Consider the following 11,974-nt stretch of genomic DNA (forward strand, 5'->3'; position numbering starts at 1 on the left):
GTTGATACCTCAAGTATATCCCGTCCGAGAGGAAAAGGAAGTACTAACTTCCGCTAGTACTACGAACATTCGTTCCAATCGAAACATGCATAAAATTCAATCGGATCGTAAGCTTCTTTACCCGTCCGGTCAGTCCATAAACCTGAAAAACCCCATCCCGCATTGTGGGACGAGGTTGAACGAGGTCGTATCGAACAAGCCATTAAGGATAAAAGGTGCTCTGCGCCGTTGTTGTCGGACACCAGCGGGAATTGAGCAGGAAACGGATCAGCACGTCCTTTGCCGCGTCGGTGTCGATGTAATGCAGCGCTTCGGCTGCGTGCGCCCGAACGTAACGATTGTCGTCATCCAGCGCTTTTTCAAGCTGCGGCACTGCAGCCTCCCCGGCCGACCCGACGCGGCACAAGGCCAAGCCGGCCATGAAGCGGACTTGAACGTCCTCATCCTGAAGGCAGCGGATCAAGGCGGAGACAACGCGGTCCGTGGGCGTGCCGATCATCCCGAGCGTCTCGGTGACCGTCTGCCGGACCGGTGGGGACGAATGATCGAGCAGCTTGATCAGCGACGGTACGGCTTGCGCCGCCAAGTGCCTCAATTCGCCGAGCGCGTAGGCCGCATGGACGATTATCTCGTCCCGTTCGCTGCCCAGCGCTTGTTCGAGCGGCGCGACCGCTTCGGCCCCGGCAACCGCCAGGCCGTAAGCCGCCGTGCGTGAAACCTTCACATGCTCGTGAAGCAGACCGCGTATCAACGCTTTTATTCCCTCGTGGCCCATGCCTGCGAGCTCATACGCAGCATTCAAAGCATTTGGCTCGTACGAATCTTCCAGCTTGGCCTCAGTCGCTTGAAATGCCTCCGCTCCTCCCGAAACGATAGCGCCCGTCAAGCTCCCCAGCCGACCGGATAACCAATTCCACGTTTCTTTCCACATGGCTTCATGCTCCACAATCGGCGTACTGAACGAGGCCGGCCGCTTCCATTCGGTTTCCTGGCAATCCCAGCTCGGCGCTTGCGGCGCTTCCGTCCGCATGAACTCAAACTTGAGCATATACCTGTGCCGTCCGAGAAGATTCGGGGTCGACCGGTGCCAGATGTCATAATGAATCAGCGCAAAAGTCCCCGCTTTTCCGCTTGCTACCGCTTCGCCTTCCGGATTATCCGCTTCGAAGGTCCGGCTCTCGTAATTTTGCGTGCCCGGCATGATGCCCGTCGGTCCGAGCTCAACGGGCGTATCTTGAGGAAAATACATAATCATCGCCCACCACGGATGATGATTGCGCATTCTTTTGTAGCCCCAATAGCTGTCTTTATGCCAGCCCCCGGCCACGGGAGAAGCGTTGTAATGTCCGTGGCGGTGCGCGTGCAGCATATAATTTGGCCCGAGCACACTGGTTAGCGCTCCCGTAACGACGGGGTGATCGAATACTTTCTGCAGCTCACGAATGCGTGGCAGCAGATTGTTTCCCGGGTTCCCTTCATGCTCGTACACATGCTTCAACTGATCCGTCAGTGCAAGGTGGAACGATTCGGGGAAATCCGTCTGCAGGATCAGGAAGCCTTCGGTTATAAACGTTCTCATTTGCTCATCGGTTAACAAAACAGGGGTTGGACGGCTCATTCTTTTTTCCTCCCGGGAAGTGAAGTATGACGATGCCCTCATTATAGAGAAGAAGCCGGGCCGCGCACATGCAGGAAGGTAATTCGAATTTGCACAAAAATAAGGATTTTTCCGACGCTAATTCCATCCATTATGCATATTTTATTTTTACAAACGGTTCGATATAATGGTAAGATAGCTATTTTGAACCACACCCGAAGGTAAATATCCCATATGATGTCCAGACGACAAGCCAAAGCCTAGCTTACGCAATATTTGCAAGATCGTTCTTTATGAAGGACGTCTCCGACGACAAACGCAGCTCTGTAGTAACAATCACTTGACTCAAGGTCGGAGAGGCTTCTCAAAACACGCTGCCCAAAGGTGATGACATTGAATTTGCTCCACCAATTGCTGTTAAACATGCTTATCGTGATTACGCCGGTCATGCTGTATCATCTGTTCTGGATTGACCGTCTGCAGCATGTGAACGTGCGTACGAACCAGATCATCGTTACCGTCATCTGCACGGTCGCCTCTTTGGTCAGCATGATGCATCCGTTCGAGCTCTCCCCCGGATATTTGTTCGATTTCCGCTTGATTCCGCTCGCCTTATGCTTTTTTTATGCCGGCCCCTTGCCGGCTCTAGGCGTAGCCGCCATTATTATGGCCTACCATTGGAAGTTGGGACGGTACGGTCTTCATACGCTGCCGATTTCCCTCGGCTTCGATCTCATCCTGCTGTGGTACTGCAAGCGACGGATCGCCGATGCGGCCCGGCTGCTCAGTACCGCGACAGCGGCAGGATTGGGATTCGTTTTATCCTTGATTACGGCATTTGTCGCCTTGTTCTCGCTGTGGCAGGAGCGCATTCCAGTTACCGGATACTTCTTCCTGTTTTTTGCTTCGTTCATCCTTATCCATTCGTTTACCGCCGGACTTGTCGTCTATATCATCAGGCAGATCAAGCGAAATATCGAATTGCGCAAGCAACTGCAGCATAACGACAAAATGAATATGCTGAGCGAGCTGGCAGCCTCCTTTGCCCACGAAATCCGCAATCCGATGACGGTCGCCCGCGGTTTCGTGCAAATGATGCGTCAAAACGACTTGGCGGAAGACAAGCGGCAAATTTACAGCCAGATGGTCTTGGAAGAAGTCGATAAAGCTCAGGCAATCATTAACGATTACTTATCCTTTGCCAAGCCCCAGCTGGAAGAGATCGAGCTGGTAGACGCCAAGCCGCTTATTTTACAGACGGTCCAAACGCTGCAGTCGTACGCCGACCTTCGGGGTGTATCGGTAGAAACGCAGCTGCAGGACAAGCTGATGATCAGTGCCAATCCGGATAAGTTCTCGCAGTGCATCATGCATTTGTGCAAAAACGGCATTGAAGCAATGCCCGGCGGAGGCAAGCTGCAAATCGTCGGCGTGCTGCAAAATCAGACGGTGTGCATCGACATTATCGATCAAGGGATCGGCATGACGCAAGATGAAGTCGGACGGCTCGGCACGCCGTTCTATTCCACCCGCGGTAAAGGGACCGGCCTCGGCATGATGGTCACCTATCGGGCCATTCAAAACATTCACGGCCGAATCGACGTGACGAGCGAAGTAGGCAAAGGCACCTGCTTCTCGATTTTGATTCCTTCGCTGCACTCCTCTACCTATCATTAACCTCATTGAAAAAAAGGCTGAGTCTTTCGCCGTACATCTCGCGAAAACGCAGCCTTCCTTAATCCCCTTCCAATAAACCCTAATTTTCAGAGTTGTCAGCCAAAATATTCATCACTTCTTTAAAAAGCGGGATCGCCCTATGGCTGTTCCCTTCCGGGACGTTCTGGACAACCACCGCAGCGGCATAGCGGGGATGTCCTGCAGGACCGTAGCCGATAAACCAATGATTTTCGCCGGGTCGTCCGTTTTTTAACCTGATCTGCGCCGTCCCCGATTTCCCGGCTAAGCTCCATTTCGCCGTGCGCAGCGCCTTCCCGGTGCCGTGCTCCACCGTCTCGGCCATCCAACCCAGCAGCCGTTTCGCCGTCGCCGGCTTGATAGGTTTAGCGGCCGGCTCAAGCTCATGAGGCGGGAACGACTGGTATAACCGATCGTTCCGGAACCGGATTTCCCGCACGATTCGCGGCGATGCGACCTTCCCTTGATTATACAGCGTCACGACCAAATTAGCCGCTTGCAGCGGTGTCATTAACACGTCCCGCTGTCCGATGGCCGTCTGTACCAGCGCCCCTTTGTCCGACTTGTCCGAAATTGAAGCATAGATTTGTCCCTGCTCCTCGGCATCCCATTGGCGAAAATCCTTCCGGGTCAGCACATCTCCGCTCCAGCCGATGGGCGTTTCCAGCCCGAGCCTGTGCGCATAAGCCTCCAGCTTGTCTCCACCAAGCCGCTGCGCCACCTTCGCAAACACGATGTTGCACGACTGGGCGAAGCCTTCTTCCAATGTCAGCATGCCGTGTCCTTCCTTCTTCCAGCAGGTGAAGCCGTATTTTCCAAGTGCGCCTGTGCACTCGAACGTTTCGTCTGCTTTTACCGCCTTTTCCTCCAAGGCAGCCGCGGCGGTCACGGTTTTAAAAATCGATCCGGGGGCGACCGCTTTTAATGCCTTATTGCTCCAATTTCCTTGAGCCAGATCGACATGCTCCGGCTGAAATGTGGGCGTACCGGCCATCGCGATCGTATCCCCATTTCGAATATCCAATACGACGACGGCGCCTTCCGTCACGTGCAAGCGTTCCAAGGTCTGCTCAACTTGCTGCTGTATCCCGGAATCGAGAGTCGTGACGACTTTTAGCGGGTAATACGGATTGCTCGGAGCGATTTGGCGCGTATCGAGGCCGGGCAGCGGACGCTTCAAGCCGTCAGTGAACAGCGAGACGTAGGACGGCCCGATGCCCTGCAGCCAAGGTTCAAACGTTTTTTCCAACCCGGCATTGCCGATTTTGCTCGTGAGCTGCAGCTCCCCCTTATGGAATTGGTCGGTGAACTGCCGCGTAATTCGCTCCGGATTTTGCCCAATGAAGCCGAGCACCTGGCTTGCCGGCTGGCGCTCGGCGTAGCGCTGCTTAAAGGTCATGGCCCGGACGGATTTCAGACCCAAAGCCTCGATCTTGGCCGCCTGCGCGTCGGTCAAAGGAACCGGACGGCCGGACACGGACCAAATGGCCGGACCTTTTAACTGGCGAACAAAGGACTGCCAAGCGGAAAGCGGGGCGTTTACGATGTTTGCCACCCGGTCCGTCGCCGTAGATGTATCCGCAGACTCTTCCTCATGGATAGGGAAAACGACCAACACCTTTTGCGCCGTTCCCGTCAATGGAACGCCGTTTCGGTCCACGAAGTCACCCCGCCCGCTATCGAGCACAAGACCTTGAGCCCGCTGAATGACCGAATTTTCCACCAAGTCGATCTTTCGTTCCGTCAAGCTGCGGGAAGCCGCCACTTGAATCCAGAACAACCGTAAATTCCAAGCGCTCAAAATCCCGATAACCAGCAGCAATACGATAAAAATCCGGTTCTTTTGCAGCTTTGTTCCGTTGTCCATCCCGAGCACCTGCCAGTACCTTGTATGATGATACAAGTATGGTCAGGAACCGCCCTCTGCAAACGACCAAACAAAAAGCGCCTTCCCCGAATGGAGAAGACGCCGCGCAGACCTGCATTAAACTTGGAATTTCGACAACTGTTCCTTCAACGAGTTCGACAGCTCTTCGAGACTGTCGGAAAGCTTCACAAGACCGGAGCTGATGCTCATTTGCTCCGAGCTCAAGGATGCTACCTCTTGCGATGTCGCGGACGATTCTTCGGCCACTGCGCTGACGTTAGACATCGCATCGCTCAACACCATCTGCGACGCTTCAAGCTCGCTGATCGATTCCGTTACTTCGGACAATCGTTCAATGAATTCGCCCATCTGCGAATCGACTTGCTTAAAGATCGAATCGGCTTCTTTCACGGATTCGATTTGCTCTTGGAAAATCGGATAAGCCTGCGAAAGCACGTTAACCGTCTCGTCAATTTCCTTCTGAATCGTTTCGGTAATTTGACCGACGATCGCGATCGATTGTCTGGATTGATCGGCCAGCTTGCGGATTTCGTCCGCAACGACCATGAAGCCTTTCCCTGCCGCACCGGCCCGGGCCGCTTCAATCGTAGCATTCAGCGACAAGATGTTCGTTTGCTTCGTCATGTTGCTGAGCACGTCCAAAATTTTGCGGATGGAGCGGGTGCTTTCCTTCAGGTTATCGACCTTCTCCACCATCGAGCGGGTCATCGCTTCCGTTGCGTTCGTTTTGCCGATCAGCTCGGACATATACTCGATCCCTTGTTTACTCGACGCTTGTACTTCCGAAGCTGCGGAGCCCATGACGATGTTGGCGTCGACCACGCTTTTCATCTGCATGCCGATATTGTGAGTCAGCTCGTTGCCGCGCTCGGATTCTACAGCCAGGCTGGATGCGCCGCTGGCGATTTCTTCGGTAGCGACGGCGATTTCTTTAGCCGACGTAGCCGTTTTCTTGGAAGCGTCCGATAAGCTCCCCGCCGTTTGCAGTACCTCTTGAGCGGAATGATTCGTCTGCTGTACCAACGTCGTAATTTTTTCCATCATCTGGTTGAAGCTTTGACCAAGCTGCCCGATCTCGTCCTGGCTCGTGACGGTCATCCGCACCTTCAGATTGCCCTGCTCCCCTTCTTTCATCAAGTTGCGGAGCTGAACGACCGGGCGTCCGATCATCCGTACGATGAAGTATCCGATAACAACGGCGATAATCATCGCCACAAAAGCCATCAGCCAAGTCATGCCAAAGATGACTCCCGCATCCTTCACAAGCTCCGCCACGGGCATCGCGCCGATCAAAAGCCAATTTGTTTTGGCCGATTTGAAATAAACGAGCTGCATATCCTGCTTGCTGTTTTGCAGCTTTCCTTTGTCTTCGGCGAAAGCTTCCTTCGTTACTCCCAAATCGCTCGGCTTGCCGATTTCCGCAGTATCCTGGCTATAGATGTAGTTCATGTCGGGCGTGACGATGACCGTTTTCCCGCCTTCGCCCATCGAGATTTGGCCGAGCTCCTTACCAACCGCTTCCAGATTGATCTCCAGCAGAAGCACGGACTGCACGGCATTGGTCGTCGTATTTTTCAGCACGCGGCCCAGACCGAACGAAGCTGTGCCCGCATTGCCGAGCGAATCCGAGTAACCCTTCGCTCTGGATTCCAGCCAGGTCGCTTTGCCGTTACCTTCGACGATCTTCTTGAACCAATCTTCCTGCGCCAGACTTTCCTTATTCATCGCCGAACCGGCCGAAGCTACCGGTTCTCCGCTTGCTTTAAACAAATAGATCGATTTCAGCGTTTTGTTCGAGTACGAATAAACGTTCAGCTTGTCGCCAAGCTTCTGCCGGAGCTGGAGAAAATCGTAGCTGTTTTTATTCACGCTATCCATATCCGCAAGCAGCTTTTTCAAATCTTCGTCCAGCAAAATTTGCATCGACAAGTCTTCATACGTGGCGTAGAGTAGATCGAGCTTTTGCCCGGCCTGCGTAATGGTGCCTTCCGACGCATCAGCCACCTTTTTCTGAATAACGCCCTTGGAGATGTTATAAGAAGTCAGACCTACGGTCAACACGAAAAACAAGATGCTGATAAAAAAGATAAGGAACAGCTTGCCCCCTACCGACCTCAACAAGTTCATTAGACCTACTTCCTTCAGCGAATCCACGACTTTAGAAGCACGCGAACCTTCGGAATGATTCGGGTCGGACGAATTGGAGCGCCCATTTTTCAACGATTTGCCGGCTTTTTGCAGGCTGGCTTTAAGTGAAGACCATTGATCCTTCACAGGAAACACCACCTAGATATGTATTAGTTTGATAAGTATGCAAGCATTTAACCGGTTAATCTTGGTATTCGACATGAAATGTCAAAATCCCTTTACTTCATTGGGTTGCGATCGAAAAAAAATGTTAGTTCCACCGCCTCAATTCAAAATCACCTTACGAAATATATAAATTTTTAATTAATAAAAAAAGAGTATCTTTATCTATATCGGGACCAAGTAGGTAAAATGTTATAGATATTTAAACAAAAAATGCGACCACATGACCGAAGGCGCATACTTAGGCCATTTGACCGACTTTTTGCATCGGGATAATCTCCTGTAAACGCAAAAAAGCCCCATCCCTAAGGGATGGAGCCGTCGTCAAGCAGCGGTTATGCCGCGGTCATTTACGATTTTCTCATCTTTTTGCGCATCATATCAAACGGACGGACAGGCTGCTCCACCTTCATCCGGATGAGCTGCAGCGGATGCCGCGCAGCGTCGAGCGCTTTGCCCTCTTCATCCTGCAGCTCGCCCACCGCCTGCTTGAAGAACGTGCCCTTCGGACCGAAGAATTCCACTTCCTGCCCCGGCTTAAAATGGTTCCGCTGCTGGATTAGCGCGCTCTGCGTCGCTTCGTCATACTCCATCACAACGCCGACAAAGTCGTACGGAGCCGCTTTGTCCTCGGGCTCGAAGATGTGGTCCTCGTGCCCCGGACGGTCGTAGAAAAACCCGGTATTGAGCGGACGGTTAGCGGCCTTCTGAATCTCGTACAGCCACTCCGGCTTCATCTCGTAATGCTCCGGATCGGCAAAATACGCATCGATCGCTTGACGGTACGCATTGACGACCGTGGCGACGTAGTGAACGCTCTTCATGCGCCCTTCGATTTTGAAGCTGTCGACGCCCGCACGAATCAGCTCGGGAACGTACTCGATCATGCACAGATCCTTCGAGCTCATCGAGAACGGATTGTCGCCCGTTTGAAACAACGGAATTTCCTTGATGCCGATCTGCGGTCCGCTCAGCTCTTCCTCGGTAGTAAACAGATCGTATTTCCAGCGGCAGGACTGCGAACAGCCGCCGCGGTTCGAGTCGCGGTCTGTGAAATGATTCGACAGCACGCACCGTCCCGAATAGGAGCTGCACATCGCCCCATGGACGAACACTTCGATCTCCATATCGACGTGCGTCTTGATCTCGACGATTTCTTCCATGGTTGCCTCGCGGGCAAGCACGACCCGGTCAATGCCTTCTTCTTTCCAGAACTGTACGGCCTGCCGGTTCATCGTGGACTGCTGGGTGCTCAGATGAATTTCCAGCTTCGGAGCCGCGCGCTTGCACGTCTCGATTATAATCGGGTCCGCCACGATGATCGCATGTACACCGGCATCCTGAATGCCGCGAAGATAATCTTCCAGACCCGACAAATCTTCGTTGTGGGCATAAATATTCGTAGCGACGAATACTTTGGCGCCGTACTTCTCCGCAAATTCGACCCCTTCCCGCATTTCCTCGAAGGTGAAGTTGTCCGCGTTCGACCTGAGCCCGTATTGCTGTCCGCCGATGTAGACCGCATCCGCCCCGTAATGAACGGCGAATTTTAGCTTTTCCAAGCTTCCGGCCGGCGCGAGCAGTTCGGGCTTCTCAAACCGCACTCGCTTGCCGAGCAGCTCTTGCTTCAACAATGTCATGATATTCCACCTCGCTTATATCTTCGAATTGTATTAATAAACCTGCTCTTTGAAAAAGAATCCGTACGTCAGCTCGCGGCGTTCGTCCTGCAGCGCCCGGATGGAATCGAGCCATTCCTCTTGAAATTCGTAGCCGTCCGGATTCGCCATATACGCATCTATCGCCTGCCGGTAACCGCGGACAACCGCTTCATTATACTCCGGCGATTTTAGCAGCGCCTCCAGCTTGAAGCTGTCGATGCCGCCTTCCATCAGTTCGTGCAAGCTGTCTAGTATACAAATGTCGTCCGAACTCATAATATGCGTGCCGTTCGCATCCTCGTAGATCGGATATCGCTCGTTCGGCCGCTCCTGCTCAATCAGGAACAAGCCTTCCTCTTTATCGAGCTCCAGCTTTTCAAGCTCTTGTGGACGCCCCTGATGCTCTTTATAATTGGTCAGCAGGCTCCGCTTCGAATGATATATATTCGTTATGCCATGAACTTGCACTTCCACTTCCATCGAGCCGTCAAGCTGACGCGCAATTTCCAGCGTCTCCTCCAAGTTCAGCTCGCGGGCCAGCACCATGCGGGCCGCCCCTTTGCTTGCCCAATAGCTAGCCGTCGCATAGTTGGTGGAGGTCATCTCCGCGTTCCAATGCAAACGCATGCCGGGTGCGAAGCCGCGAACTGCCATCAGCACGGCCGGATCGCCGAAGACGATGCCGTCGATGCTCGCTTGTTGCAACTGACCTACATACTTTTCCAGCTCAGGCAGCAAGTCGTTGTCCATAATATTGTTAACGGCTGCGTATACTTTCGCTCCGTGTTCATGCGCCCATGAAACGAGCGAGGCCAGCTCTTCCGCCGTTACTTCCCCCGGCAGCCGCAAGCCGAACCGGTGCTCGCCTACGAGGACAGCGTCCGCCCCTGCTTCGATATACCGCTTCGCTTCTGCGGATGATCCGGCCGAAATCAACAGTTCCGGTTTTTTCATCGCTCACCTTCTCCTCACATTGTAAAACTACGGCTTGGCGCTCTTGGCGCTCTCCGTAATATTCTTCTTATGCTGCTCGAACGTTTCCGCAAACAAATGCGCTTTGCTTCCGTCCTTTTTGGTTACATAAAACAAATATTTGGTATCTGCCGGATAAATCGCCGCTTTGATTGAGGCGAGGCTCGGACTTGCAATCGGTCCGGGCGGCAGCCCTTTATTTAAATACGTATTATAAGGACTTTGGATCTGCAAATCCTTCTCAAACAGCCGTTCCTTCGGCTTGTCAAACAAATACTGCACGGTCGCATCGATCTGCAGCGGCATCCCTTGCTTTAAGCGGTTATGAATGACACCGCTGACGAGTGCGCGCTCGTCTTCGACAACAACCTCGCGCTCGATGAGCGAGGCCAGCGTCAGCATCTGATGCACGGTCAAGCCGCGCTGGGCCAATGTCTGCTTCCAATCCTGCGGCAACTGCCCGAGCTTCTTGTCGAGCTCCTGCGTCATCGTCTCGATCATCTCTTGCGGACTTGTACCCTTTTTCCATTCGTACGTTTCCGGGAACAAATAGCCTTCGAGACGGGACCGCAAGGACGTGTCGGCCGGAATTTGCGCCGCTACGGAGCCTTCCGGCCCCTTGTAGCCTTGTACAAGATTCATGAACTGCTGCAAGTCAACGCCTTCCTGCTGCTGCAGCTTTTCCGCGATCTGACGCACGGTAAAACCCTCAGGCACTGTCAGGCGAATACCGGTTTCCTTAACCGTATCACCCCGGTTCAAGTGCTCGATGATCTCATCCGGCGACAGCCCGGGCTTCATGGCGTACTCGCCTGCTTGGAAGCGGCCGCCTTCCTGCTTGTATTTCAAATACCACGTAAAAACGCGGGCGCTGCGAATAATGCCCTTGCTTTCCAGCTCGGCCGCGAGCTGCCCCGTTCCGGCGCCCGGCGGCAGCGAGATGCGCTGCTCCGTCTCCGCAGCCGGCATCGGCTGAAGCGAGCGGGTGACATACCACCCGAATCCTGTCCCGGCTCCGGCCACTATTGCAACAAGTCCTATTGTTCCCCAAATCCATACCCGTTTCACGGCGCCGCTCCTTCTACATCTCCGCAAACAAACGAAAAAGAGCGGATCATCTCCGCTCAGGCTTCCTTAAGAAAAAAGTTGTACATTACAACTGTTCGTCAGCCGGAAAAGTCAACTCGTCGAAAAGCTCGGAGACGTTTTCCCATTCATCGTCGTCTTCGATCGTTTCAAGCTCAAGCTCCCCGTCATCTTTCCGTGTCACACGGTAAATTTCCGGTTCGTCTTCCTTGCCCGGCTTCGCTTTTTCCAGCATCGCGTACCCTTGATCGCCCAGGATCAATTCGGAGACGATACGATAGACGACGGATTCCTGCTCTTCGTCATACAAAATAATATCATCTCCGAACGTTTCCCGCAACTGACGGGTCGGCGTCGCTTCCATATTCGAATTCAACGTTCCAGCCTCCTTATACAAACGGCCCGCCTCCCGGACGGGAGGGCGGGCGCCGTCTTACTTGGACGATTCTTCTTCCTCGTCGTCGTATTCGTCCATCAGCGTGTTGAACGTTTCCTCCACGATATTCCATTCTTCTTCGTCCTCAATCGTGTACAGCTGCAGGTCGTCGCCGTCCTCTTCATAGCGGAACGCGTACACTTCGTCGGATTCCTCGTCGGCATCGACAGGAACAACCATCATATACTTTTTATCCGAGCCGTCCACTTCGAATTTCATGATGACTTCAAATTCTTCTTCGTTGCCTTCTTCGTCGGGAATGTAAATAATTTCGGGCTCTTCCTGCAGTTGCTCCTGATTGGAACTTTGGTCTTTATCTGTCACCGTTC

At 53.3% G+C, this 11,974-nt stretch carries 9 protein-coding genes; 1 reads left to right on the forward strand and 8 read right to left on the reverse strand.

The window, feature by feature from the left end:
• Nucleotides 1-202: 202 nt before the first annotated feature.
• Entirely contained in the window at nt 203-1,618 is a 1,416-nt protein-coding gene (locus QMG93_RS12755) for a HEAT repeat domain-containing protein (protein WP_281936958.1), read from the reverse strand.
• A gap of 378 nt (nt 1,619-1,996) precedes the next feature.
• Between QMG93_RS12755 and QMG93_RS12760 the strand changes: the two genes are divergently transcribed.
• Nucleotides 1,997-3,274 (forward strand): ATP-binding protein, encoded by a 1,278-nt coding sequence (locus tag QMG93_RS12760; protein WP_281936960.1) that lies wholly within the window; start codon nt 1,997-1,999, stop codon nt 3,272-3,274.
• 79 nt (nt 3,275-3,353) lie between these two features.
• Here QMG93_RS12760 and QMG93_RS12765 read toward each other — a convergent pair whose 3' ends face one another.
• From QMG93_RS12765 to QMG93_RS12795, 7 genes are all read right to left on the reverse strand, one after another.
• Entirely contained in the window at nt 3,354-5,159 is a 1,806-nt protein-coding gene (locus tag QMG93_RS12765; RefSeq protein ID WP_281936961.1) for a peptidoglycan D,D-transpeptidase FtsI family protein, read from the reverse strand.
• Between the two features lie 117 nt (nt 5,160-5,276).
• Nucleotides 5,277-7,454, reverse strand: coding sequence for a methyl-accepting chemotaxis protein (locus tag QMG93_RS12770; protein WP_281936962.1), 2,178 nt, complete (start codon nt 7,452-7,454; stop codon nt 5,277-5,279).
• Between the two features lie 386 nt (nt 7,455-7,840).
• On the reverse strand, nt 7,841-9,130 hold the full coding sequence (locus QMG93_RS12775) for a peptidase U32 family protein (RefSeq protein ID WP_281936964.1): 1,290 nt from the start codon (nt 9,128-9,130) through the stop codon (nt 7,841-7,843).
• A 33-nt stretch (nt 9,131-9,163) separates the two neighbouring features.
• Nucleotides 9,164-10,105: a peptidase U32 family protein gene (locus tag QMG93_RS12780; RefSeq protein ID WP_281936967.1), complete on the reverse strand. Its 942-nt coding sequence runs from the start codon at nt 10,103-10,105 to the stop codon at nt 9,164-9,166.
• 27 nt (nt 10,106-10,132) lie between these two features.
• A complete protein-coding gene (gene mltG, locus QMG93_RS12785) occupies nt 10,133-11,191 on the reverse strand; it encodes an endolytic transglycosylase MltG (protein WP_281936968.1) in 1,059 nt (352 codons plus the stop codon).
• 85 nt (nt 11,192-11,276) lie between these two features.
• Nucleotides 11,277-11,573, reverse strand: a complete 297-nt coding sequence (locus QMG93_RS12790; protein ID WP_036689997.1) for a DUF1292 domain-containing protein — start codon at nt 11,571-11,573, stop codon at nt 11,277-11,279.
• 69 nt (nt 11,574-11,642) lie between these two features.
• Entirely contained in the window at nt 11,643-11,969 is a 327-nt protein-coding gene (locus QMG93_RS12795; protein ID WP_281936971.1) for a DUF1292 domain-containing protein, read from the reverse strand.
• Nucleotides 11,970-11,974 lie beyond the last annotated feature (5 nt).

This window comes from Paenibacillus tyrphae, assembly GCF_027925525.1.
Classification (GTDB): domain Bacteria; phylum Bacillota; class Bacilli; order Paenibacillales; family NBRC-103111; genus Paenibacillus_G; species Paenibacillus_G tyrfis_B.